A 25,983-nucleotide genomic window follows, 5' to 3' on the forward strand; every position below is an offset into this window, starting at 1 on the left:
CTAAGCCCGGCGTGAGTCTGGCTTGCTGGCCACGGACACGCAGCCCGCTGCCTCTGGAGGGGGTCGCATTGGCTCGACGTGCGCCAGATGGAGGGAGTAGGGTCCTGTCCCCACCGCTGCGGTTCCCCGACCGGAGGTGACGATATGAACCAGCGGACCACAAAGCACTGGGACGAGCTGCTTGCACGGATGGTAATCGAGTCCGCACTAGACATACAGGTTGAAGTACACGATGACGGCTCGGAACCCTCTATGCATGATCTGACCCTCAAGTACCCGGACGGGCGAGTCGCAGCAGCCGAGGTGGTGTCGACCCGAGACCCCAAGGCTCGGCGGCTGTCAGCGGCAGTCGCAGATCTGGGCTACCAGCGATGCGCCAACCTCCGGCGTCTATGGATCATCTCGGTGACTCCTAGCGCAAAGGTTGGAAGGCTAGCCAAGGTAGCGCCTTCTTTCCTGGCCGACCTGGAACGTGCAGGAGTCGACCGGCTGCCACGCACCAGCACCGCCGATCCCAGGCTCCCCGACCTTCGCGCTCTTGGTGTTGCCTCGTGCACATCTACGGCTCCCACCGAGAAGCACCCGCCCGGCTTCTACATAAACCCGGCGGCGGTCGCCGCGTTCGCAGGCGACGGTGACGGCGCTTTGCGCAAAGCCGAGGCGCTTTTGTTGGAGGTAACCGACGTCGTCGCGAAGCTTCAGTTGTCTGGCACCGCTGAGCGTCACGCGGTCATCATGATTACCCACGACTGGCTCGGACCCCACACCGCTCTCGAAGGTGACGCCGTCCCGAATACCCCGCCTGAGCTCCCTGATGGCATCGACTGCCTTTGGCTTGTCGTCCAGCTACCGCCACCGACCCGAGCCGTGTACTGGTTAGGCGATGGACAGTGGCGCGACGTCATCGTCAGCGAAGAACAAGCAACGACGCTTCTAGCGCCAACCTCACATATCAATAGCGGCAACCCAACAACCCGATCTGACAAAATTGTTTCGCAGGTCGATGGTCAGTCGACAGAATGATAGAATCGTGAAGATTTCGCTGAACCTCCTTCGCCCAACTCGTTCGTCGACTCGGGTATGACATTGCTTACACACGACTACCGGGCAGGCGAAGAACTGATACCCACACGCTTCAATTCCGACCGAGCAGCCAGAGCACGATCTCATCGAGTGGCCGCAGGCACCGCCCGTTGAAGTTTGGGTCGCTTCGATCTACGGTATTCTCTATGTCTATCAGCATCGTCGAGATGACTGGATCTTCCCGCAACAGTGCCAAGTCGTCTCCAGCATATAGGCTCTCGGACACAACGCGTGGCATGTGATGGTCATCTGACAGGTGGATCGCAAGGCCAGCGAGCGAAGGAACGACCACGGGCGCGCTTGCCCGTCGCGCCAGACGCGCAATTCGCATACCGATTGGAGAATGCACATAGACAATCCGAGAGGCGCCCAAGAGTGTCTGATCAAGTTGGCGAAGAGTGCCCAGATTATCTTTGTGGGCAAATTCAACGAGCAGCACCTTGCCACTGGCCATCTGCAGGCGAACGCATTCGATCATTTCCGCAAACGCTCTACGTAGCGGCTCATCACTATCGACCTGGAATGATCCGTGCGGTCCGACCTTGAAATTATCGCCACCTGACAACCCGAGCCGTTCACGCAGGAACTCGGCATAGATGAAAGGGTAGTCGCTAACTTCAACGAAAGAGACTTCGAGACTGCGGAGTTCTTCAGCAATGTGCCGCCGCAGCATAGTCTTTCCGCTTCCCGATGGGCCAACAAAAAAGACTGAGGAGCTCAAAGTGACCCCACCTCCTTCTCGCGGAATGGAGCCTCAAGTATTGGCGGATCAGACTTCACGGCCCCATAACCACCAAGGGCGAGACCAGCCCGCCTAATCGCGCCAGCCCGCGATTGGCCCACAATCCGGGCGACGGCATTCCTCTTGTGTCGGCGATGACCAGGAGAGAACAGCATTCCCGAAGCGATTAGACCGACTACCGCTTCTAAATGCTGCAAGTAGATCGCATCACCTCGCGATCGTCGCACAATCATGACAACGGGCCGGAACGACTGCCAATATCTCAACAGTGTCGGCCCAAGATATGCTCTCTCAAACTGGATTGGCATGCTGTTGTGCAGACACAGCACCGCAATAAACTCCAGCGATGCCATCGCCCTCCGCACTTCCACCAGCGTCACCTCAGATTTATCCAAGCCGCGGAGGTTCGCCCGAAGATATGAGTCGACCTCCCCGAGGTCGGTACAGGATTCAGCCAACTTGTTAAGCCGATTCGAATGCACCAAGAGCTCATCGCGAATCAGCCTCACCTGCGACGACTGCAGGTCGCCAATTAAGGCAAGCGCCGACTGACCCTTCCGGCCAATCGAAGATTCTCTTAATTGCCTCAATGCAATGGCAAGCGCAATTATAACCGAAACGGTTGCAACCAGTGAAGAGATAGCTGAGACAGCGTTCCAGTCCATCTTTTAGCCCTTCTCAACCATCGCCTACTTCGCAGATCGATCGCGACCCGAAAAGCATGGCTCTTCATCATAATCTGCCCTGGGCAGTGTATCTCGTGCAGTCAAGTGTGCCCACGAATCGCGGAGACCTTAGATTCCAGCACCCCACTTCAATGCCGCCATCCACAGGCGCAGCTTGACCCAGTGACTGCCCAGTACGGGTGGCCACTAGGCCATTGCTAGTCGACCCCTGGGTACCGACCTGTACAACAGCAACGCCGAACTTGGATGTAGACATGGCTGGCATACAGCTCATGATTCTGCTGAGGCGAGAGCAGGCGTCAGGGCAGACGCCAGCAATTGAGCAACAGCATCCGGTGGGCTACCAGGCCAGTCATCCGCACCGGAGCGCCCCGAAGCACGCCGCGCCAGCAACCACCGTCCGAACGCCGACCGAATCATGCGAGCCGAGCAGCCGCCACGAATGCACCAGCAACCGCTACGGCACCAACGCCGCCGACCCCGACCGAGCCGGCCAGCCCTGGACCGGCAGACCAGCTTCCGCAGAGTCTGCTGCCGTCGTGGGTGGCATCCGGCGGTGGCTGGCGGCGCTCCCGCGCTACTGGAAGGGATGCTTCCCGTTGCGGGAACCATCCCCTGCCTCCCCTCTTGACATTCCGCCGTTGGCGTATTCCCTGGCAGGGTCAGGAATTGCTCGACGCAGATGGTTGAAGGCGGCATTCACCAGGTGGGATACTGTCCAAATTCTATTACCGCCACAGGCAGTTCGCGTCACCACGCATCAGTTGTGCGCCACACTTCGGGGGTGTCATGCAGAACCATCCGCTCACCGCAGCACGCGAACGCCTGGGCCTGACCCGCCGGCAACTCGCCGACGCCGTCAACAAGATCCTCTACCCCGACCCCGGACAAGCAGCCCACAGCGCCTTCACCGCCAACTACCTGGGCAAACTCGAAAACGGCAAGATCCGCTACCCCGCCGAGGACTACCGCACCGCCCTGCGCATCGCCCTCAACGCCAACACCGACGACGAACTCGGATTCCGCAACCCTCGCACGGTAGTACGGCAGGATGCTGCTGAGATCAGTGCCGTCTCCGGCAACAGGAGGGTTGTGCCCGTTGCCCGTAGCGTCGGTAGTACCGAAGGGCTGGTCGAGCAGCCCTCGGTCATCCTGACCCGGATTCGCGAGAATAACGACGCGAGCGTCAACCACGCGCTGCTGGACACTCTGGATCTCTATGTTTCGGATGTCGTCGGCCGCTACGAGGAGGAAGGGCCGCTCACGCTGGCCGCCGACGTGGTGCGCCAGCGACGCTGGGTGCAGAGCCTCATCCCGCTGCGGATGCAGCCCCGGTACAGCGCCCGGCTACTCGCCATCGCCGGGCAGCTCTCCGGGCTGCTCAGCTATATGTCGGTCAACCTCGGCCGATTCAGCTCCGCGCGGGCCTACGGGATCGAGGCGTTCCAGCTCGCCGACTATGCGGAGGACCGGGAACTCAAGGCATGGGTCCGGGGCACGCAAAGCTTCACCGAGTTCTACGACGGGCAGTACCGCAAGGCGCTCGCCTACGCCGTGGACGGCCGCCGGTTCGCCGGCCGCGGAGCACAGACGGTACGCCTCGCCGTCAACGGCGAGGCACGCGCGCACGCGAAGCTCGGCCAGACACAGGAGGCAGAACAGGCGATCGGCACCGCCTACGAAGTGCTCTCGGACCTGTCACCCGAGCCCGGCATGAGTTCATGCGTCTCGTTCGGCCTCTACAGCGAGGCACGGGTGGCATCGAACGCGGCGACGGCGTACCTGGCGTTGGGACACACCGAGCAGGTTCTCCACCTAGCAGGCCGCGCGGTCACGATCGTCGACTCATCACCTTCCGTCTGGAGCCAGGCCCTGGTCCGGCTGGACCTGGCGACCGCGCTGGTAGACGGGGACCGACCCGACGTCGGGCAGGCCGCCGACGTCGCCCGCCAAGCTATGCGAGCCTGTCAGGACAACCAGATCGAGTCCATACGTCAGCGAACCCGCGACCTCGCCACCGCTATCAAGGTGAACTTCGACGATCCCTGCGCCGAGTCGTTCGTAGACGAGGCGCACGCCTGGCTCGACGAAGGCCGAGGAACACGATGACCGCTCAGCCCGAAGCACTGGACCACGACTACGGACGCCCCTGGGCCGAGCAGGAGTGGACACAATTCCAACAGGTCCAGGGGATGGTCAACCACTGGGACCGCCCGGGGTGGACGCCTGGCCGGCGCTCCTACCACTGGCTTGTGATGCTCGGCCACGTCCGAGCCCTCACCGCCCTGGCGACCCGCTGCCAGGAACAGCTGCGTGACTTACCCAATCTCGACTTGGTCCCGGCGGTCGGCTTGCACATCACAATGCAGCGACTCGCCTTCACCGACGAAGTCTCACCCGACGTGGTGGCGGCAGCGGTCAACGAAGTACGCCGACGTTGCGCGGACTTCCCCGCCATCCCGGTGGAGGTCGGTCCGCTTGCAGGATCGCCGGGAGCGGTCCGCCTCAGCGTTGGTCCGCCGGAGCCGCTCAGGGGGCTTCGTCATCTCATCCGCGAATCCATCGCCGAGGTATGTGGCCCGGCAGCCCTACCCGAACGGGCAAGCAGGTTTGTCCCGCACGTCAGCATCGCCTACCACAACACCCCCGCCGACGCGCGGCCACTCATCCAGCGGGCAGCCAGCCTTCGACACCTCCCCCCCGTCGCCACAGTCATCCAGTCCGTGGACCTAGTCGAGTTACGCCGCGACGGCCACCAGTACATCACATCGAAACTCGCCGAAGTCTTATTCCTAAGCTGATGGCCGGACATTCGCCCAGCGGGACCCGACTTCCAACAGCATCGGGAAATCAGCGCACAAGGCGCAGTTGGTCAGGCCACACCAATGGCTCTTACCAGTAAATTGCCACAAACTCAACCTCCATCTTTCGGGTCGTGCGAACCGGCCTGATTGATTGCCCATCCGAATGAACGGATTCGGCCAGGGAACCCACCGAGATTTCCGATATCGCCGCCTCTCGGAGACGACGGACATCCTCTCGGTCAGAATTTTCATCTATGGCGTTAACCACTAGATCGAATGCAGACCTACGCGAGTTTATGTCATCCATCTTGAATCTACCCGAGGCCTCGACAGCAACCGTCGCTAGCGCGACTCTGTCGATCTCAGTACCTTTAAGTGCTGCGACGCCCTCACCAAACCGCACAAAATGGCGCACAAGATCCAAGGATTGCGGACCATCAGAGGGATCCTCGCGAGACGAAAGTTCCTCGTCGAAACCGTCAGGTAGCATTTCGATAAAACGGACAAGCTCGCTAGACAATCCACCAAGAACGTCTGCCAACTTTATCGGGTTCCAAGTGTCAAGAAGAGCAGATCGCTCCACTCGCATATATGCCGTGTATGCAAGGTCCCCAAAAAGGACACGCCGCAAGTCCCTTGAGTACGATTGAAAGTCGGTAACACCCACAACCTCAAGAGGGTGGCTGTTTGCTTGAACCTCACCTTGGGAATTCAACACACTTCGATCAATAATGTACTCCTCTCCGTCGATATCCACGACACTAAACCTGGTGCTAACACCCTGCACCGGAACGAGCCCAAACAGAAGTCTGTCGATAACCTCGACAATTGGGAGAACCTGGTTGTAGTCGCCATCTCCCAGACCGAAGAGTGATTCACGGCCCTTGACAATCTCAACAATAGAAGAAATCGCACTTACCAGGCGGTACGTCTTGTGCGCCTCAAGCTCGATTTCGAACTCAAGGACATCACCTCTCTTGATGTCTCGCACCGGAAGGATTTGAGAGAACTTTCGAAGCTTTTTCTCATTCCTCAGAAGCTCTGCAAACGTCTCGATCGAGCCTTCACGCACCTGCCGTCGACCGACGGGCTCCCTCGCCAGGTGAATGTCGTCTATTCCACCAGTCCGCAAGTCACGAAACGTGCTTTGGATGACCGATCTCCTGACTACCTCCTTTGAAGAGCTGTCGGTCCCACGAACCCTAGACTCAGTCCCGAGCTTAGCGCTGGCAAAGGAAATCCCAAGAGTCGACTTGTGATCTACTTCAGTAGTTCTATTTAAAGTGTCCTTCACAGACTCGGCTATTGATCCGTCACGTGCGGCAACCAGGCTCGTCACGCTAACCTCATCAAGATAGACAAACTCACGACGCTGTCGGCGCCAAGTACGATCACGGTTTCGGTTGCGAAAAATCACTTGGCTTCACCTTCCGCGCGACGGGCTGAAACGCGCTGGACTCGCGGAATCGCCTCACGTACATCCTCAAGGCAGAGTGACCTCCGGCCATCGAGCACAGCCAAGATCCCTGCCTCCGTCCAGATCGCCGAGAGATCCGCCGCCGTCCAGCCTTTCGTTGACTCGGCAAGCGTCGTCATATCTGGACGTTCGGAGAAAACAAGTCGTCGCGATGAAGCCTCCAGAATCGATATTCTATTAGCTACGTCAGGCATCGAGAACTCCAACTTATGGGCAATACGACCGGGACGCAGAAGAGCTTCATCAAGCGCACCCGGGAGATTAGTCGTTGCGATTACAATAACTTGTTGAAAGCTCAGAAATCCGTCTAGGAGGGACAAAAACTGACCCACAAGCCGGTTGGTCGCCTCGTGGTTACTCCCACCCCTCTGCGTATACAGGCTGTCAATTTCATCAAAGAAGAGGATGGCTGGGCGGTTCTCCCTGGCATGGTCAAATATGTCGCGAAGTCTCCGCTCACTTTGACCAACAAACTGATCCACAATGGCAGGACCACTGATATTGTAAAAGGTTGCAGCTGTAGAATTTGCCAATGCCTTGGCAAGGAAGGTCTTTCCAGTCCCTGCCGGCCCGGTAAAGAGGATCCCCTTGATAGGTTTCGCTCCGATTACCGTTAGAGGATCGTCGGGGTCGAGCGCCACGCGGACGAGGTCGTGCGCGCGACGAACGATTTCCGGAGAACCGCCGAAGTCACTGAGAGTAGTTTCACTATCCTCTGCCGGAACAATCAGATCGCCAACGTCAAAATCATCACGGTTTAGGCCGAATCGGTCAATTGGATGTTCGGAAAGTACCTCCGCCGGATTACCGGCCTGGTCGATCCTAATCACTTGACCCTCAACGAATGGCTTGCCTTCATGCACGCAAAAGTGACGAAGCTGGCCATTAACGTCGATGACAGCACCCGATGAGTTGACCTTCTTTACTGTACCGACTTCAGAGGATGCACCCCATAGGTCATCATCGACCCGGTGCACACTGCCTTTATCTGGGCACAAAAGAATGTCTCCAACAGACCATCCTTCCTCGTTCGACGAGATGAAATAGCCAGATAGGCCACCCATGAAGTCGACCCAGATTTTTGAGGACTCGGGTTCAATTCTACGAATTCTAGCGATACGGCCAATGCTTTCCATTCATCAACTTCTTCCCGATAGGCTGTGAGCAAAGTACTGACACGCGGCCTTACGCTACAACCGCTCCTGCAGGCAACTCAACCGCCACACAGCTGAGTATCCGGGATTTGCGGTATTCCGGTACGTGACGAGCGGCGCGTGTCGGGGAATCTCGTGCGCTGACGGAGAGCGCCTGCTCCCCTTCTTTATTGCGCAGGCCAAGCAGGTCGTCGCCGCTATGCCTACCTATTCCGAAGCTGTTTACGATTTGCCGGAATTACTGTATTTCTCCAAAAAAATCATGAGTGGTCCCGATTCAATAGCTCTTCGCCGACTCGGTCCATCGGCATGGTTAGTTCATCACGAGACAGCAGGTCAACGAATCGATTCTGCCGTGTCATCTGCACCACCTCGTCTTGGGGACTCCAAGCGAACGGATCAGTGTTGTGCATAAGAATCACTTGCTCTGCGTGAAGTTGGTCATCGGTGAGTAGCAGGCGAGGCCGGTCCGGAAGCGCGCGTGCGAACTGTACTAGTTCGGGGCAGTCACGTGCCGGTTGCGTGACAGCGACGATATCGTACGGTGACTGAAGCTTTTCCGACAAGTCGTCTAAGGACTCGGCCATCTTCTGGTCCGCTCCGGCAGCACGGCGTTTCACCTCGACAGGCACAAGACTCCCGTCGGCGAACAGCAGGACAACATCGGCCTCGCCGATGTTGTTGTTGCCGGCGTCGAAGAAGTTGACTCCGGGATGCGCTCCCACGAGGGCATGTCGTTCGAAGAGGCTGACCAGCCATCGCAGGGCGAGGAGGTGCCCCAAACTATCCGTTTCTAGGACGCGCCGCAGAACCTCACCGATCCGGTAGGTGAAATTTAGTGCGTCGGGCTTGTAAGGCTGCGTGATCATACGCCCGCAGCCGGGGCAGGCAATGGGCGGCAGGATCGATGCCATGGGAAGCCACGATTTTGCTCGACATTCGACGCATTCGACCGTTGACCCGCGGACGAGCAGGTGGTGCCGCTCCGCCCACACGACCCAGTTGACGGCCGCTTGTCTCCTCCCGAATACCTTGGCAAACCTGTGGAATGGCAGTGCCCGCCCTTCACCCGAACGAGCGATTACTGGCTCATCACGACCCAGGCGAACGGCCGCCGCCTCGATTTCGTCCTCGGGAACAGCGAGTGCTCGTAGCTCTTTGTGGGCGCGCGTCCACCGCTCTTTCCACCACGACATACCGCTACGTTCTGCGAGCTCGTAGAGTAGCTCGATCAACGGACGGTGTGTGAGGTACCGGATGCCCTCCACACCCCCGATGACCCGAATCAAGGTTTCCGCTGCTACGCCTGGCTCAGACGTCTCGACACGAAGTCCTCGACTTTGTGCGACCGCAGCGAGAGACGTCCAGGTCGACGGCCATCGAACCGTCACCGCTTCGAGGCGCCGAACCGGCGGTACCTCCACCTGAGAGGATCCAGCCTGAAACCGATTGCCGAACTCGGCACCACGCATCGTTGGATCGGCAGGAAGTAGGTGCCCACGTACGCTTACGTCAACGACGAGTTCTGGCTGGCGCCAGAAATTCTGAACGGGTCGCAGAAGATCGCGATCCGCATCGGAAACCGCCACGAGGTGAGCCTGACCCTGTGACCAGTGCGCCACACTGTTGCGTGACCTTCCCGGCGGTGGCCCGAAGGTCAGGATTTTATCATAAGCGACTGCCGTCATTTTTGCGCTGACCGCCAAGTCAGCAAGCTGTTCAGGCGCGAGTGACGCACTCGTCACATAGCACCGCCCGCCGCCGAACCCGAAGCGGGTGGCCCTACCTGGCTTCCGCAGCTCCTGCAATGCCTGTTCAGTTGCCGCAGCCAAGGGCAGGCCAATAGGCAACACATGACGGTCGCCATGCGCTGCACGCAGGTTCCACAGCAAGGCGAGGTCGTCGACCGAGTCAGAGCTCACTATCACGATGATATTCGGACCAGCGGCGCGACGTAGGATGTTGGGCTCTGGTAACGGGCTCATCCCCTTGCCCAGATAGCTGATATCCGGGACCTGCCCTGCCGCTAGGCCGATATTGCTCACCATCCGTGGCGACATTGGTTGGGAGTCCTCGAGCCGCTGCAGTAGGTCGTCGAGTGATCCAACAGCCGACTGACGTTCGACCGGCATGATCTGCTCAAACCGAATGCCACCTAGAGCCTCATGGGGACCCATAAGCGTTGAATCGGGTTCCTCTGGCAGGATCCCGAGGACAGCGGCATAGATCAGGTCCCAAGGGTCACCAACTTCCAACACAGGCACATGGACAGGACGCCGTTGATCACGTGGAGTGGTCTCGGCGATCACAATGACCGGGAAATCCCACGGTGTGCCCCGCCTGACCCGGTACGGGAGCTGAACGTCCACCTCTTGTAGTCCGCCCACCATGTCGATTTGCTCAACTTGGAGCAGTTGAGCGTACTTCGGGGGGAGAACGCCGCTGGCAACAGGCAGTATCGGTTGACCAGCGCCACCCCACGTTTGGCACAACCGGATGATCTCCTGGCGGAGCTGAGCGGGCTGTTCAGCGTCCACCGGACGCGCGAAGCGCTCCGGACGTAGTCTTGTCGTGATTTCCTGTGTACCGGTGAGCAGGTCTCTGTCGAGTAGGCCACGCATAGGAGTCGAATCATACCGTCGGCTGATGCCGCGTCATCGAGCACCCAGGTGGATACGCCCGGCACATGCGACAACCGTCGGGCAGCCTCCTACGGAGTGTCCCCGGTTGCCGGTCTTCTCCAAGGTGCGTTCGGATCGGTAAGGGTGTCCAACAGGAGTTGACACCATGTCCGTGCCGCCCCCACGGCTAGGTGCGCATGCCTGGCGTGAAGCCCCATCCTCGCGTCCGCGCGCCCGTGGCCGGTGCCCCAGCCCTCGTTGCGTAGTTCGTTTACACCGAGCGCGACCGTCATCAGCCCACCGAGCACCCGCTTAACCGACGAACTACCGTCAGGGCCGACTGCCTGCTGCGGATGAAGTCGCAGTTCACGTTGGGCGAGGTCAACCAAGGCGGGAAACTTGATTGTCTTCTCGTCAAAGGCAATCCCGATCTCTACGAGAACCGTCTTCGCTGTGGCTTCGATCAGTTCCTTCGCCGAACCAATAGCCTGTGCAGGGTCCTGCGGCAGGGCACGATCGATCCGTTCGAAGGAATCAAGAATCGCTGCCGGATCACGCAACCCCACCAGCGAACTAGGGAGGCTCAGCGGTAGAGGCGTTGGTGGCTTCAATCGGCTGTCACTACCTAGCTTGAAACCATAACGTTCTAGAAACGCTTGGGCCGCATCCAACGCTTCATCCGTCAGCGCAGTCAAGAGCGTCTCGTACACACGCAGGACGCGCTCAACATGTTCGGGTTCCGTCCAATCGACGTTGTCTTCGTACTCGCGCCAGAGCCCACGGCGGACACCTTGTTCATCATTCGGGTCTCCTGACGGAACGAACCCCTCATCCTGCCACATATTCGCGATCTCGCGATGCACGGACCATCCGGATGCAAGATCACGGAAGTAGCGTCGGACTGGAACCGGGACGAGCGGACGAACACCCACGGAAGGGAATCCTATCGGAATCTGAACCCGCACGGTCAACGTGATATCGCCATGCGTCGCAGATCGATAGAAGCCCATGAGTCAGCTTCCGGCAACAGCATTCGAAGGTGGTTGGTATGGGGCTCATGGTCCTGCCGGGGAAGACAGCGTGTCAGTGGACGCGCCACAGTTGGAAGGTTGGGCCGTCGGCGGGCAGGGTCAGGGTGCCGTCGGCGGCCGGGCGGAGCGGGGGTGCGCCGCCGTACAGGTTGGCGAGGGCCGGAGCAGCAGCGTCCGGCGGGGCCACCAGACCGGTCAACCGCACCGGAGCACCCGACGCACGCCGGGCCAACGCCAACACCGACCCGGTCGGCGACTCCCGCAAGTAGACCAGGGCGTCGTCATCGGCGTACACCCAGCGCAGGCCGCCGTGCCGCAGCTCCGGCACCTCCCGACGCAACGCCACCAACGCCCGGTAGGCCCCGAACGTCGCCTCATCCCACGAGCCTGGCCGATCCCACGGCATCGGCGTCCGTGAACCCTCCCCGTTGTCGCCCCGCAACCCCAGCTCATCCCCGGCGAACACCATCGGCGTCCCCGGCAGGGTGAACTGCAACCCGGCCGCCACCTCCTGCCGGGCCGCGTCCCCGACCACCGTCCGAATCCGGGCCGAGTCATGCGAGCCGAGCAGCTGCCACAAATGCACCAACGACCGCCACGACACCAACGCCCCGAACGCCCGCATCGTCGCCAACGCCGCCGACCCCGACCGGGCCGGCACCCCACCCGGTACGCCGAGGAAGTCCGGCAACCCCAACGTCGGTGACCGCAGCCAGCTCCACACCGGCCGGGTGAACCCGGCATAGTTCATCGTGCCGTGCCAACCGTCGGCGTCCAGGTCACGGGTGAAGTCGTGCCCGTGCTCGGCGACGATCAGCCCATCCGGCCGAGTGTCGGCGACCGCCCGGCGCAGCAGGGCGGCCACCTCCAGGGTGAGCGCATCGGCACCGCGCCGGCCGGTCATGTTGGCGACGTCGATCCGCCAACCGTCCAACCCGTACGGCGGCAGCAGCCACCGCCGCGCCACCGACGATGGCCCGTCGACGAAGCGTCGCCGCAGCTCAGCGCTGCCCCAGTTGAGTTTCGGCAGCGACTTCACACCCAGCCACGACTCATAATCACCGTCGTCGCCGAAGTAGTACAGCTCCCGCTCCGCCGACGTTACGTCCGACCCGGCGGCGGTGAACCACGGGTGGGCGTCGCCGGTGTGGTTGCTGGTGATGTCGCCGAGCAGCCGCCAGCCGCGAGCGTGCACCGCCGCCGACAGCCGCGCCAGCGCGTCGTCCCCGCCGAGCAGCGGGTCGACGTGGTCGAACGCGGCGGCGTCGTACCGGTGGTTGGACCGGGCCGGGAAGATCGGCGTCAGGTAGACGGTGTTGACGCCGAGCCGCTCCAGGTGGTCGAGCCGCTCCCGGATGCCGTCCAGGTCACCGCCGTAGAACTGGTGCGGCGTCTCCGGCCCGCGCCCGACGACCGGGGTGTCCCAGTCGCACCGGATCGCCCAGTCCGGCAGCTCCCGCCCGGCAGCGGCAGCCGACCGGGCGAACCGGTCCGGGAAGATCTGATAGATCACCGCCTCGGCGGCCCAGGCCGGCGGCGCATCGTGGGTGACGAGCCGGAAGTCGGTGGCGTCCGGCACGTCGTGGTCGACCTCGCCGACCCCGGTCAACCAACGCCGCCCACCCCCGCCGCCACCAGCAGAGCCGCCGCCAGCAGCAGCGCCGCCGGCCAGCAGGAAACGGTACGGCGTGACCGGGTTACCGGCCTGCACCTCGCCCCGCCACCACACGTCCCCGTTCGGATCCTGCCGGTCGACCACCGCCTCGGAGAAGCGCGGCTCACCATCGACTATGGAGCGTACCCACAGGTTGTCGACCGGCCGCGCACCCGCCGGCACCCGGACGAAGACCGACACCCGATCACCCAGGTTTACCCCGGCGGCGGCACCCGGCGCATACAACGACGACCCGTCATGGTGCGCCTCGAACAGCTGGCCCACAAGCTAACCCTTCACAGACCCGGAGGTGAGACCGGAAACGATGTAGCGGCTAAGCAGCTGAAACACCAGCACCGTCGGGATCGCCGTCAGCAGGGTGCCGGCGGCGAAGATCCCGAAGTTGTTGTTCCGCTCCCCTGCCACCAGGCCGTACATGCCGACCGCCAGGGTCTTCGCCTCCGGGTTGGTGAGGAAGACGTTGGCGATCAGGAACTCGTTGATGGTGTTGATGAACGCCAGCAGCCCGGTGACCGCCAGGATCGGCGCCACCAACGGCAGCATGATCCGGAAGAACACCTGGGCGTGCGACGCCCCGTCCATGGTGGCCGACTCGTCCAACTCCCTCGGCAGGGTGTCGAAGAAGCCTTTCATCAGCCACGTGTTCACCCCGAGCGCGCCACCGAGGTAGAGCAGCATCAGCCCCCACGGGGTGTTGAACCCGATCGTCGGCCACAGGTCGGTGATCGTCGAGAAGATCAGGAAGATCGCCACGATCGCCAGGAACTGCGGGAACATCTGGATCAGCAGCAGCGACAGCAGCCCGACCCGCCGGCCCCGGAACCGCATCCGGGAGAAGGCGTACGCCGCCAGCGACGACAGGAACACCGACGCGAACGACGCCAGCCCGGCGATCAGCAGCGAGTTGCCGAACCAGCGGCCGAACGCCGTGTCGGCGAACAGCCGCCGGAAGTTGTTGCCCGACGCCCCGGTCGGGAACAGGTCGGTCGACGACAGGGTGCCCAGCGGGTTCACCGCCGCCGACAGCACGAACACGATCGGGAACAGCGAGAACGCCACGGCCAGCAGCGCCACCAGGTGCCGCCAGCCGACCCGACCCAGCCAACGGGTGAACGTGCGCCGGTTCACGCGTACACCTCTTCCTGTTGCCGGGTGCGCCGGAAGCTGACCGCGGAGATCACCGCGACGAGCGTGAAAATGAAGATCGAGATGGCGGCGGCGAAGCCGTAGTCCGCGCCGGCCGCACCGAACGCCAACCGGTACGTGTAGGTGATCAGCAGGTCCGTCGCGCCGACGCTCGGGTTGTCCGCCGGGAACGGCCCACCCTCGGTCGTCAGATAGATCGCGTTGAAGTTGTTGAAGTTGAACGCGAACGAGGCGATCAGCAGCGGCGTCAACGCCACCAGCAGCAGCGGCAGCGTCACCCGGCGGAACGCCTGCCACGGGTTCGCGCCGTCGATCGAGCTGGCCTCGGTCAGCTCCTTCGGGATGGCCTGCAACGCGCCGGTGGCGACCAGGAACATGTACGGGTACCCGAGCCACAGCTGTACGCCGATCACCGCCAGCCGGGCCGACCAGTCCTGCCCGAACCAGTCCACACTCAACCCGAAGAACTGGTTGATCAGCCCGAAGTCGGTGTTGAACATGTCCCGCCAGACCAGCAGCATCGCGAACGACGGCATCGCGTACGGCAGGATCAGCAGCACCCGGTAAAGGTTGCGCCCACGCACCCGGTCGGAGTGCAGGGCGAGGGCGCAGAGCAGCCCGAGGATGAAGGTGCCGCCGGTGGAGCCGATCGCGAAGGCGAAGTTCCAGACCAGGGTGCCGAGGAACGGCCCGGAGATGCTGCGGTCGGTCAGCACCCGGGTGAAGTTGTCCAGCCCGACGCCGACCCGCCAGCCCTGCAGCAGCCGGTCGCCGTCGGCGGCGACGAAGGAGCCGGCGTCGTCGTCGGCCGTCCACACCGTGCCCGTCACGGTGTCGGTGACACAATCACAATCGTCGTCGTACGCCCGGACGGCGACCCCTTCGTACGCCCGGGACAGCCCGATAGAGCGGATCGCCCCGTCGTCGGTCGGCACCGCCAGGTCGGTGATCTCCTGGCTGCGGGCGCTGGCCTGGCCGGCGTTGAGCAACGTGAACCCGTCGGCCGCCGTGACCTTGCCGGCGTCGGTGACGGTGACGTCGCCGGCCGGCAGTTCACGCAGCCCGGAATCGTCACCGGCGTAGACGACCCCGTCGGCCGGGTCGACGACCAGCAACACCAGGTCACCGGTGGCGGCGTCGCCGACCGTGGCGACAGTCATCGCGTACTCGATAGATCCTGGCACCTGGACCACCGACGAGGCCTGGATGGCCGCGACCGCCTCGGTTTTGCTGCCCCGGTGTCCGTCGCCGAAGTTGGTGAACGCGGTGGAGGCGGTGTAGAGCACCGGGAAGATCTGGAAGGCGATCAGGAACAGGGTGCCGGGGATCAGGTACTTCGCCGGCACGTGTCGCCGACCCAGGTAGAGGTAGCCGAGGCCGGCGGTCGTGGCGACCAGGATGCCGAGCCCGACCCACGCCTCGGCGGCGATCAGCGGGAACGCCGCCCAGATCGCGATCGCCGCGACCAGGCCGAGCAGCAGCGCCTTGGCCAGCAGACCGCCGGCTCCGGTGTCGCGCATTACTTGATCTGCTCGGCGATCGTCTGACCGGCGGCGGTCATCGTCGTCGCCACGTCGGCACCGCCGACGATCGCGGCTTCCGCCTTGCCGAACGGGTCCCAGATGGCGGCCATCTCGGGGATAGCCGGCAGCACGGCACCGCCCTGCCCGGCCTGCTGAAACTTGGCCAGATCCGGGTCGGCGCCGGAGACCTGCGCCAGGGCGGCGGTCAGCGCCGGTGGGCGCGGCTCGGCCTCGTAGAGGGCGACGGCCAGCTCGGTGCCGGTGGTGTAGTTGGCGACGAACTCCTGCGCCAGGGCCTTGTTCTTGCCCTTGGCGGCGACGTAGAAGGTCTGCACCCCGACGAACGGCTGCGCGTCGGCACCACCGGCGAAGCCGGGGACCGGGCTGATGTCGTACGCGATGTTCGCGCCCTTGGCGTCGGTGATCGCCCACGGCCCGGAGACCAGGAAGGCGCACTTGCCGCTGGTGAAGGTGGCGATGGAGTTCTCCGGGGTGATGGAGCGCTTCAACGCCCCGGCGCCCTTCTCGCCCAGGGTGGCGATCTTCTCGAACGCGGCGATCGACTCGGGGGTGCCGACGCCGAGCTGGGTCGGGTCGTAGTCGCCTTCGGCGGTGGTGCCGAACAGGCTGCCGCCGGCCGAGGTGTAGAGCGGGTACAGGTGGTAGGCGTCGCCGTTCTGCCCGACCTGCAGGCAGAGGATCTCCGACACCTTGCCGTCGGCCTTGAGCTGCTGGCCGGTGGCGACGAGCTCTTCGATGGTGGCCGGGGCGTCGGGAGCCAGCGCGGTGTTGCGGATCAGGGCAACGTTTTCCATCGCGTACGGGACGCCGTAGAGCTGGCCGTTGAAGGTGACGGCTTGGATGGCGACCTCGGCGAAGCCGGCGGTCTGCTCGGCGGTGAGCTGGACCGGCTCGATGGCGCCGTTCTGCACCAGGTTGCCGATCCAGTCGTGCGCGCCGACCATCACGTCCGGGCCGCTGCCCTGCTGGGATGCGGTGACGAAGGTGGTCTGCTGGTCCTTCGAGATGGCCTGGACTTCGACGGTGACGCCGTTGTCTTCGCCGAACTTCTCGGCGAACGGGGCGAGGGCGGCGCTGCGCTTGTCGTCGGCCCAGATGACCAGGGTGCCGCCGGCGGCGGCGTCGGGGCTGTCGGTGGTGGCGGGTTCGCCGTCGCTGCTGCCGCAGCCGGCGGCGGCCAGTGCGAGCACGGCGGCCAGCCCGGCGGCCACCGACGTTCTACGGACGCGCATCGGGACTCCTGTCGTGGAAGCTATTGCAGTACGGTGCCGTGTTCACGGCACGTCCTTCGGCTTGTGTTGCCGGGACGTTAGCAAGGTGTTGCAAGGAATGGAAGACCTTGCAGGAGTCGTCGCAAGAACTTGCCGGTGCGCTACCGTGAACGCCATGCGCGCACGACTCTCCGACATCGCTCGCCAGGCCGAAGTGAGCGAAGCCACCGTCTCCCGGGTGCTCAACGACCGCCCCGGCGTGGCCACGGAGACCCGCCAGGCGGTGCTGACCGCCCTCGACGTCCTCGGCTACGAACGCCCGGCCCGGCTGCGCAAACGCAGCGCCGGCCTAGTCGGCCTGGTCGTGCCGGAGCTGGACAACCCGATCTTTCCGGCGTTCGCGCAGACCATCGAGTCCGCGCTCGCCCAGTCCGGCTACACGCCGGTGCTCTGCACCCAGACCCCCGGCGGGGTCACCGAGGACGAGTACGTGGAGATGCTGCTGGACCGCCAGGTCGCCGGCATCGTCTTCGTCTCCGGCCTGCACGCCGACACCGCCGCCGACCACGAGCGTTACCGCAAGCTGATCGCCCGGCCGCTGCCGATCGTGCTGATCAACGGGTACGCCGACGGCATCGAGGCGCCGTTTGTCTCCTGCGACGACCGGGAAGCCGGTGAGCTGGCCGTGGAGCATCTGGTCTCCCTCGGCCACCGGCGGATCGGGCTGATCACCGGGCCGGACCGGTTCCTGCCGGTGCAGCGCAAGCTGGCCGGGTTCCGGGCGGCGATGCACCGGCTGGTCGGTGCCACCGACGCCGAGATCGACGAGCTGATCGCATTGTCACTGTTCGGTGTGGAGGGTGGGAAGGCGGCGGCGAACCGGCTGCTGGACAAGGGTGTCACCGGCATCACCTGCGGTTCCGACCTGATGGCGCTCGGCGCGATCCGGGCCGCCCGCCAGCGTGGCCTGTCGGTGCCGGGTGACGTGTCGGTGGTCGGCTACGACGACTCGCCGCTGATGGCGTTCACCGATCCGCCGCTGACCACGCTGCGCCAGCCGGTGATCGCGATGGGAGTGGCGGCGGTCCGCGCCCTGGTCGACGAGATCAACGGGCACGCTGCCCCCAACTCCGAGTACGTGTTCCGCCCCGAGCTGGTCTCCCGTGGCTCCACCGGCATCGCCCCACAGGTCACCCACCTCGCCGCCGCCGCCGCTGCCCCTGCAGCCGCGCCCGCCAGCTGAGAGCTTGCGCAAGGATTGCTTGACTCTTGCAGGAGCGGGCAGGCATCCTCGATAGCGAGCCCAGCACCCGCAGCACGCTGACTCAACGGCGAGGCCAGCATCGCACCGACAGGACGGGGACCCCGTGACGATCGATCCTGCCCAGGCCAACCCCCGCACCGCCCGGGACGACTGGTGGCGCACCGCCGCCGTCTACCAGGTGTACGTGCGCAGCTTCGCCGACTCCGACGGCGACGGCATCGGTGACCTGCAGGGCATCCGCAGCCGCCTGCCGTACCTGCGCGACCTCGGCGTCGACGCGCTCTGGCTCACCCCGTTCTACCGCTCCCCGATGGTCGACGGCGGCTACGACGTCGCCGACTACCGCGAGGTCGACCCGATGTTCGGCGACCTCACCGACTTCGACGAGATGATCACCGACGCGCACGCGCTCGGCCTGCGGATCATCGTCGACATCGTGCCCAACCACACGTCCGACGTACACCCGTGGTTTGTCGCCGCCCTCGCGGCCGCGCCCGGATCCCCGGAGCGCGACCGGTACATGTTCCGCGACGGCCGGGGCGACGACGGCGAGGAGCCGCCGAACGACTGGGAGTCGATCTTCGGCGGGCCGGCCTGGACCCGGCTGCCCGACGGCCAGTGGTACCTGCACCTGTTCGACCCGGCGCAGCCGGACCTGAACTGGCGGCACCCCGAGGTGCGCGCCGAGTTCGAGCAGGTGCTGCGCTTCTGGCTGGACCGCGGCGTCGACGGGTTCCGCATCGACGTCGCCCACGGGATGATCAAGGCCGATGGGCTGCCGGACATCGGCTGGACCTCGGCCAGCGGCCGCCGCCAGATCGAGCTGCTCGGCAAGGGCCGGCTGCCGTACTTCGACCAGGACGAGGTGCACGACATCTACCGCGCCTGGCGGCCGATCCTGGACAGCTACCCGGGCGGGCGGATGGCGGTCGCCGAAGCGTGGGCGGAGACCCCGCAGCGGCTGGCCCGCTACATCGGCCCCGACGAGCTGCACCAGGCGTTCAACTTCGACTTCCTCGACGCCACCTGGTCGGCCGACTCGTTCCACAAGGTGATCGACACCGCGCTCGCCGAAGCGGCGATCGTCGGCGCGCCGACCACCTGGGTGCTGTCCAACCACGACAAACAACGCCACGTCACCCGGTACGGCGACGGCGAGATCGGGCTGCGCCGGGCCCGCGCCGCCGCGCTGCTGATGTTCGCCCTGCCCGGCAGCACCTACCTCTACCAGGGTGAGGAGCTGGGCCTGCCGGAGGTCCTCGACCTGCCCGACCACCTGCGCCAGGACCCGGCGTTCGGCCGGACCGGGCGCAGCCGCGACGGCTGCCGGGTGCCGCTGCCGTGGAGCGGCGACAATCCGCCGTACGGCTTCGGGCCGGCCGGGTCGGTCGAATCCTGGCTGCCGGCCCCGGCCGGCTGGGCGCCGCTGACCGCGCAGGCCCAGGCCGGTGACCCCGCCTCGACGCTGGAGCTGTACCGGCGGGCCCTCGCGATCCGGGCCGAGCATCCGGCACTGCGCGACGCCCCGGCCGGCGACGGCACCGGGCTGGCCTGGCTGGAGACCGAACCGGGCGTGCTGGCGTTCCGCCGTACGGCCGACGGCGGGGCCGGTGCGGGCGACGCGGGCGACGACGCGCTGGTCTGCGTGGTCAACCTCAGCGGTGCGCCGGTGGCGGTCGACGGGTACGGCGTACCGCTGATCACCAGCGCGCCGTTGGACGGACCGCCCGGTCGCCAACTGCTGCCGGTCGACGCCGCCGCCTGGCTCCAGCCGGCCTGACGCCAGTTCCAGCCGGCCTGACCGAAGGCGGCGGGCAGGTTTACCACCGCCCGCCGCCGGGTATGGCTCGAAGCAGGAAACACCGGTCGTTCGTCGAGCCGGAAGCGCCGCCGGGCGGCTGGGCAAGGACCCCTTGTGGTGGGGGGCGAAGGTGGTGACGGTGCCCCGGGACCAGCGATGGTCCCGGGGCACCACCACGTCTGGACGAGATTTCCGGATGTCCATCGGCCAGCGGTGCTAATAGGCCAGGCAACACCCTCAAGTCCGTCACCGGGAGGTTTCCAACCCGATTCATCGATGATCCCCTATTGAGGAGATGTCCGGTGAGCCGGGAAGGAACAACCGATGATATCGAAACGTACAGGTGTGTTGGTGGCGACGGCGCTGCTGGCACTGGTCCCGGCCGCCCCGGCGGTGGCCGCCGTTCCCGAGGCGACGGTGCACGCCGTCGGCGGCCCGACCGCCGTCGACGACTCATACATCGTCGTGCTGGCCGACTCGGCGGCCGCCACCGACGCCGTCCACGCCACCGATGCCGGCACCGCCACCGACGCAGCCACCGTCAGCGCGGTCGACCGCACCGCGCGCTCCCTGGCCGACCGGTACCGCGGCGACGTCGCCCGGGTCTACCGGCACGCGCTGCGCGGCTTCGAGGTCCACCTGTCGCCGCGCCAGGCCCGCCGGCTCGCCGCCGATCCGCGCGTCGCCTCGGTCACCCAGAACCACACCATCACCGCGGCCGACATCCAGACCCCGGTGCCGTCCTGGGGCCTGGACCGGGTCGACCAACGCAGCCAACCACTCGACGACACCTACGCCTACCCGGACGTCGCACCGATCGTGCAGGCGTACATCATCGACACCGGGATCATGATGTCGCACGACGAGTTCGCCGGACGGGTGCGCCCCGGACCCGACACCGTCGACAACGACGACGACCCGGCCGACTGTCGCGGGCACGGCACCCACGTCGCCGGTACGGCCGGCGGCACCACGTACGGCGTCGCCAAGAACGTGGAGCTGGTCGCCGTACGGGTGCTCGACTGCAACGGCGCGGGCAACGCCTCGACCGTGATCGCCGGCATCGACTGGGTCACCGCCGACCATGCCCCCGGCGCGCCGGCGGTGGCCAACATGAGCCTGAACACCCGCGGCTACGCCCCGGTCGACCAGGCGGTGGCGCAATCCATCGCCGACGGCATCACCTATGTCGTCTCGGCCGGCAACGACAGCACCGACGCCTGCACCAACTCGCCGGCCCGGGTCACAGAGGTGATCACCGTCGCCGCCACCGGCGCTGACGACGCCCGCGCCCCCTACTCCAACGTCGGCGGCTGCGTCGACATCTTCGCCCCCGGCACCGACATCGTCTCGGCCGGCACCGACAGCGACTCCGCCGCCCGGCCGGCCAGCGGCACCTCGATGGCCGCCCCGCACGTCACCGGCGCGGCCGCGCTGATCCTCGCCGAACACCCCGACTACACCCCGGCCCAGGTCACCGCCGCGCTGCTGGCCGACGCCACCCCCGGCGTCGTGACCGACCCGGGTGGCTCCCCGAACCGGCTGCTGCACGTCGACGACACGACACCCGCCCACGATTTCACCCTGTCCGCCGGCCCGGCCGGTGCCACCGTCGCGCCCGGCGGCACCGTCACCACCACCGTCTCCGCGTCCGTCACCGCCGGCGCGGCGCAGTCGGTCGACCTGAGCGTCGTCGGTCTGCCGCGTGGCGCGACCGCCACGTTCGCCCCGGCCGGCATCGACTCGGCCGGCAGCACCACCCTGACCATCACCACCGCGGCGGTCACCGGCGCCGGCAGCTACCCGGTGCTGATCCTCGGCACCGGCGAGCACGCCACCCGGACCGCGAGCTTCACCCTCACCGTCTCGGCGCTGTCCGGCTGTGTCGGCATCGACGACATCGACCGGCCGCTGCCGCTCGGCACCGCAGTCGACGTGCTCATCGAGATCACCGGCTGCGCCGGCAACGCCGCCGCCAACAGCACCATCGAGCTGCGCATTCCGCACAGCGCCATCGTCGACCTGCAGGTGGAGTTGTTCGCCCCCGACGGCACCCGGTACTTCCTGCTCGTGCGCACCGGTCACCTGGCCTCCCCGGACGTCGATCACACGTTCACCTACGACCTGTCCGACAAGGTGGCCAACGGGACCTGGCGCCTGCACCTGCGCGACGCCGGCCCGGTCGGCGCCGGGTCCTTCGACTCCTGGACATTGAACCTCGCCGGCGCTGACCTGCCGGTGCCGGTCTGTGGCGGCGAGGCGACCACCGACGTGCCGATCGGCAGGCGGGCGATCGTCGAGAGTCCGATCACGGTGGCCGGGTGCGACCTCGCCTCGGGGAACAGCGCCTGGGTCGACGTCCGGGTGGTCCACCCGTGGTCGCGCGATCTCAGCTTCGACCTCGTCGCCTCGGACGGTCAGGTGTTCCCCTTGCAGGGCGTCAACGGCATGGGCCTGCCCGACATGTTCCGGACCTTCGTCGTCAGCTGGTCCGGCAAACCCGCCAACGGCACCTGGAAGCTCCGGGTCCAGGACCACGACTCGAGTGTCCCAGGCCCGGCGTACATCGACGGCTGGCGGCTGACGCTGCGCCCGTAAAGTCAGCACGGGCGCACCGGCCGTAACGGTCAGGCCCGGGTCGTCAGGATGCTGGCGATCCGGGCCATGCCGGCGCGTACCTCGTCCGGTGACGGCGGCGGCGACGGTTCGACGTGCCGCTCCTGCGGTTCGACGTCGTTGCCGCCGACCAGGTCCTCGAAGTCGTCGTACTCGGCGACGTCCTCGTCGGCGGAGGCCTGGGCGGCGGCCAGTTCGGCGCGGATCTCCTCGACGGTCACCAGGGTCAGCAGCGGCTCGACCACCGCCATCAGCTCCTCGTCGGCGACCACCGTCTCGGCCAGGGCCAGCGCGTGCGCCCGTTCGTACGGCCCGCACACCACCGGTTCCCACTCGCCGTCCTGGTCGCCGAGCGGCCCGAAGGTGATGATCCACGGCATCGTGTGCGCCGGCGAGTCGTCCGGCAGCTCAAGCGTGACTAGTGCCCCCACCTGACCGATCATCGTCGTACGACGCTGACCGCCGACGGCTTTTGCCGCTTTTACTGCTTTCGGCGGTGCCGTTCCGGCCGCCCGCCGGGCTGTCAGATCGACCACCCGGCCGTGCCGGCTGGTGGCGGCCAGCGCCGCGCCGAACAGCAGCAACTGGTTGAGCAGATAGAGGTAGATCAGCAGACCAACCGCGCCGGCCACCACGGTGTACGCCGGATTGCGCTCGAACCGGCCGACGTAGAACCGCCCCACGGTGTTCAACAGGGTGATGCCCACCGCCACCACGAGGATCGGCGCGACCAGCCGCCGGGCCGACATCCGCAGCCGGGGCACCGCGATCAGCAGCGCCGAGGCGAGCACCATGTTGATCACGAAGGCGAGCAGCACGCTGGCGACGGTCGCGGCCACCGATTCCTCGCCGAGCAGCCAGCCGAGCAGCGACCGCAGCGCGTCGACCGCGCCGACCGAAACGCCGATCAGCAGGAACACCCCGACGAGTACGGCGAGGTCGACGACCTGCCGTACGCCGAAGTAGCCGGGCTGCTGGTCGAGCCGGTAGACGAACCGTTGCGACGAGCGGATCGCCTCCACCCAGCCGATGCCGGTCAACGCGAGCAGCACCAGGCCGACGACACCGACCTGGCCGCTGTTGCGCTGGATCTGGGCCAGGTCCAGAAACGGCAGGTTCTGCAGCAGAAAGTCGGCGACCGCCGCGCTGACCTCGGCGTTGGCCTCCACCAGGGCGCCGAACACCCAGTACGCGACCAGGCCGAGAGCGAAGACGGCGAAGAACCCGTAGTAGGCGATCGCAGCGGCCAGCCGCCCGCCCAGCACCTGGTTGTAGCGTTCCACCGCCCGCCAGAGGTGGTCCAGGCGCGGGTACCGCCGCCGGGACCGATCCAGCGCCCGCTGGGTGCCGGACCAGGCCCGGCCGAAAACGTTCACCCCGTCATCCTGGTGCACCGGTCATCCCGGTGCACTGGCACGCCGCCGGGTGGTCAGCCGCCGAGCGGAAAATCCCGGTGCGGACGCCATCGCCCTTCACCGCTGTGTGAGAAGAGCGTGAACGAGTCGACCTCGAACTGCGCCTCGAAGCCGGCGAGGTCGTCGTACACCTTGTCCATCGCGTCGGTCGGCACGTCCTGGGCGACGGTCACGTGCGGGTGGTACGCGAACCGGCTTTCCCGGACGAGCTGGTCGGCGGTGCCGATCGCCGAGGCGAGCAGCTCGCACTCGCTGATCCCGGCCGCCACCGCGACGAAGACCACCTCGGTGATCGGCCGGAACGTCCCCGTCCCGCGCAGGTGCAGCGGGTACGGCGGGTGCGCGGCGGCCACCGCCGCCAGGTGCGCCTCCACCTCGGCCAGCTGGCCTTCGACGATGTCGGTGGGGCCGAGCAGGGTGATGTGCGCGGGCACGTACTCGGCGGCCGGGTCACCGGCCTCGGCCCGGCGGCGGGTCAGCTCCTCGCCCCAGGGCTGCGGGATGTCGATGGCGACGCCGATCCGCACCTGACCGGGAGCTGGTCGCGCGCCGATGACGGACACTGTCAGACAGTCCCCGCGGGTGCCAGGAAGCCGATCCGGTCGTACACGGCGGCGAGCGTCGTGGCCGCCACCGCCTCGGCCTTCCCGGCGCCGATCGCCAGCATCTTGTCCAGCTGGGCCGGGTCGTCGAGGTAGCCGCGGGTGCGCTCCTGGATCGGCCGGACGAACTTCACTACCACCTCCGCCAGGTCCTTCTTCAGGTCACCGTAGCCTTTGCCCTGGTACGCGGCGGTCAGCTCGTCGAGCGTCCGGCCGGTGAGCGCGGCGTAGATGGTGAGCAGGTTGCTGATGCCGGGCTTGCTCTCCGGATCGTAGATGATCTCGCGGCCGGTGTCGGTGACCGCCGAGCGGATCTTCTTGGCCGATTTGGCCGGATCTTCCAGCAGGTCGATGATGCCGGCCGGGGAGGACGACGACTTGGACATCTTGGCGGTCGGGTCCTGCAGGTCGAGGATCTTGGCGGTGTCCCGGACGATGTACGGGGCCGGCACGGTGAAGGTGACGCCGAATCGGGTGTTGAACCGCTGCGCCAGGTCCCGGGTGAGCTCCAGGTGCTGCCGCTGGTCCTCGCCGACCGGGACCGCGTCGGCCTGGTAGAGCAGGATGTCGGCGGCCTGCAGGACGGGGTAGGTGAACAGCCCGACGCTGGCCCGCTCGGCGCCCTGCTTGGCCGACTTGTCCTTGAACTGGGTCATCCGGCTCGCCTCGCCGAACCCGGTGATGCAGCCCATCACCCAGCCGAGCTGGGCGTGCTGCGGCACCTGGGACTGGACGAACAGGGTGCACCGGCCCGGGTCGAGGCCGGCGGCCAGCAGCTGGGCGGCGGCCACCCGGGTCCGCTGGCGCAGCACCTGCGGGTCGTGTCCGGCGGTGATCGCGTGCAGGTCGACCACGCAGTAGAAGGTGTCGTGGGTGTCCTGCATCGCCACCCAGTTGCGCACCGCACCGAGGTAGTTGCCGAGGTGGAACGAGTCGGCGGTGGGCTGGATGCCGGAGAGCACCCGGGGGCGGGAGGCGGGCTCGGACATGTCGACAATTCTGACAGCACCGGTGGATCGATGTCTCGCCGGTATCCGACCGGCCGCCGCCGGTCGGCAATGTTCGGCTCTGTTGGATTAACCTGTCGCCACTGTTGATTCCTGGCCGGATG

At 65.6% G+C, this 25,983-nt stretch carries 19 protein-coding genes and 1 pseudogene; 6 read left to right on the forward strand and 14 right to left on the reverse strand.

All coding sequences use genetic code 11. From position 1 onward, the window contains the following. The first annotated feature begins 144 nt into the window (after positions 1–144). Positions 145–1,023 carry a hypothetical protein gene (locus EDC02_RS39815; RefSeq protein WP_148083689.1) on the forward strand — a complete coding sequence of 293 codons (879 nt, stop codon included), beginning with the start codon at positions 145–147 and terminating at the stop codon, positions 1,021–1,023. Positions 1,024–1,135: 112 nt separating this feature from the next. Here EDC02_RS39815 and EDC02_RS39820 read toward each other — a convergent pair whose 3' ends face one another. Together EDC02_RS39820 and EDC02_RS39825 are read right to left on the reverse strand one after the other, a co-directional pair. Then, positions 1,136–1,804, reverse strand: a complete 669-nt coding sequence (locus EDC02_RS39820) for a hypothetical protein (protein ID WP_148083690.1) — start codon at positions 1,802–1,804, stop codon at positions 1,136–1,138. Continuing rightward, positions 1,801–2,490, reverse strand: a complete 690-nt coding sequence (locus EDC02_RS39825) for a hypothetical protein (protein ID WP_148083691.1) — start codon at positions 2,488–2,490, stop codon at positions 1,801–1,803. The genes EDC02_RS39820 and EDC02_RS39825 overlap by 4 nt, the downstream gene beginning before the upstream one ends. An 810-nt stretch (positions 2,491–3,300) precedes the next feature. Here EDC02_RS39825 and EDC02_RS40500 point away from each other — a divergent pair. Both EDC02_RS40500 and EDC02_RS40505 read left to right on the forward strand, forming a co-directional pair. Continuing rightward, positions 3,301–4,620, forward strand: coding sequence for a hypothetical protein (locus tag EDC02_RS40500; protein ID WP_158632361.1), 1,320 nt, complete (start codon positions 3,301–3,303; stop codon positions 4,618–4,620). Then, positions 4,617–5,312, forward strand: coding sequence for a 2'-5' RNA ligase family protein (locus EDC02_RS40505; RefSeq protein ID WP_158632362.1), 696 nt, complete (start codon positions 4,617–4,619; stop codon positions 5,310–5,312). The genes EDC02_RS40500 and EDC02_RS40505 overlap by 4 nt, the downstream gene beginning before the upstream one ends. A 91-nt stretch (positions 5,313–5,403) precedes the next feature. Here the strand turns inward: EDC02_RS40505 and EDC02_RS39830 are convergent, their stop codons facing one another. From EDC02_RS39830 to EDC02_RS29690, 8 genes are all read right to left on the reverse strand, one after another. Then, complete coding sequence (locus EDC02_RS39830; RefSeq protein WP_148083692.1) at positions 5,404–6,654, reverse strand: hypothetical protein; 1,251 nt, start codon at positions 6,652–6,654, stop codon at positions 5,404–5,406. A gap of 74 nt (positions 6,655–6,728) precedes the next feature. Then, positions 6,729–7,928 (reverse strand): 26S protease regulatory subunit, encoded by a 1,200-nt coding sequence (locus tag EDC02_RS29660; protein ID WP_123605607.1) that lies wholly within the window; start codon positions 7,926–7,928, stop codon positions 6,729–6,731. A gap of 278 nt (positions 7,929–8,206) precedes the next feature. Further along, positions 8,207–10,255 (reverse strand): hypothetical protein, encoded by a 2,049-nt coding sequence (locus tag EDC02_RS39835; protein ID WP_158632363.1) that lies wholly within the window; start codon positions 10,253–10,255, stop codon positions 8,207–8,209. A 401-nt stretch (positions 10,256–10,656) separates the two neighbouring features. Then, positions 10,657–11,430 (reverse strand): abortive infection family protein, encoded by a 774-nt coding sequence (locus EDC02_RS29670; RefSeq protein ID WP_158632364.1) that lies wholly within the window; start codon positions 11,428–11,430, stop codon positions 10,657–10,659. A 220-nt stretch (positions 11,431–11,650) separates the two neighbouring features. Further along, positions 11,651–13,537 carry a glycoside hydrolase family 13 protein gene (locus EDC02_RS29675; protein ID WP_370461583.1) on the reverse strand — a complete coding sequence of 629 codons (1,887 nt, stop codon included), beginning with the start codon at positions 13,535–13,537 and terminating at the stop codon, positions 11,651–11,653. Between the two features lie 3 nt (positions 13,538–13,540). Beyond that, the gene (locus EDC02_RS29680) at positions 13,541–14,401 is read right to left on the reverse strand and encodes a sugar ABC transporter permease (RefSeq protein WP_123605610.1); all 861 of its coding nucleotides are present in this window, start codon (positions 14,399–14,401) and stop codon (positions 13,541–13,543) included. Next, positions 14,398–15,939: an ABC transporter permease subunit gene (locus tag EDC02_RS29685; protein WP_123605611.1), complete on the reverse strand. Its 1,542-nt coding sequence runs from the start codon at positions 15,937–15,939 to the stop codon at positions 14,398–14,400. Before EDC02_RS29685 ends, EDC02_RS29680 begins: the two co-directional genes overlap by 4 nt. After that, a complete protein-coding gene (locus EDC02_RS29690; protein ID WP_123605612.1) occupies positions 15,939–17,195 on the reverse strand; it encodes a maltose ABC transporter substrate-binding protein in 1,257 nt (418 codons plus the stop codon). The genes EDC02_RS29685 and EDC02_RS29690 overlap by 1 nt, the downstream gene beginning before the upstream one ends. Before the next feature lie 154 nt (positions 17,196–17,349). Here EDC02_RS29690 and EDC02_RS29695 point away from each other — a divergent pair, with 154 nt between their 5' ends. The 3 genes from EDC02_RS29695 (at position 17,350) to EDC02_RS29705 (ending at position 22,837) form a co-directional block, all read left to right on the forward strand. Continuing rightward, positions 17,350–18,417, forward strand: coding sequence for a LacI family DNA-binding transcriptional regulator (locus EDC02_RS29695; protein ID WP_123605613.1), 1,068 nt, complete (start codon positions 17,350–17,352; stop codon positions 18,415–18,417). A 130-nt stretch (positions 18,418–18,547) separates the two neighbouring features. Continuing rightward, a complete protein-coding gene (locus tag EDC02_RS29700) occupies positions 18,548–20,218 on the forward strand; it encodes a glycoside hydrolase family 13 protein (protein ID WP_123607217.1) in 1,671 nt (556 codons plus the stop codon). A 345-nt stretch (positions 20,219–20,563) separates the two neighbouring features. Then, positions 20,564–22,837 (forward strand): S8 family peptidase, encoded by a 2,274-nt coding sequence (locus EDC02_RS29705; protein ID WP_123605614.1) that lies wholly within the window; start codon positions 20,564–20,566, stop codon positions 22,835–22,837. 29 nt (positions 22,838–22,866) lie between these two features. Here EDC02_RS29705 and EDC02_RS29710 read toward each other — a convergent pair whose 3' ends face one another. From EDC02_RS29710 to trpS, 4 genes and pseudogenes are all read right to left on the reverse strand, one after another. Next, on the reverse strand, positions 22,867–23,286 hold the full coding sequence (locus tag EDC02_RS29710; protein WP_199758086.1) for a hypothetical protein: 420 nt from the start codon (positions 23,284–23,286) through the stop codon (positions 22,867–22,869). 87 nt (positions 23,287–23,373) lie between these two features. Further along, a pseudogene (locus EDC02_RS29715) lies at positions 23,374–24,231 on the reverse strand (YihY/virulence factor BrkB family protein); the annotation flags it as partial. A gap of 53 nt (positions 24,232–24,284) precedes the next feature. Then, a complete protein-coding gene (locus EDC02_RS29720; RefSeq protein ID WP_233606508.1) occupies positions 24,285–24,833 on the reverse strand; it encodes a 2'-5' RNA ligase family protein in 549 nt (182 codons plus the stop codon). Positions 24,834–24,835: 2 nt separating this feature from the next. Then, positions 24,836–25,861, reverse strand: coding sequence for a tryptophan--tRNA ligase (gene trpS / locus EDC02_RS29725; protein ID WP_123605616.1), 1,026 nt, complete (start codon positions 25,859–25,861; stop codon positions 24,836–24,838). Positions 25,862–25,983 lie beyond the last annotated feature (122 nt).

The sequence above is a fragment of the Micromonospora sp. Llam0 genome (assembly GCF_003751085.1).
Lineage (GTDB): Bacteria > Actinomycetota > Actinomycetes > Mycobacteriales > Micromonosporaceae > Micromonospora_E.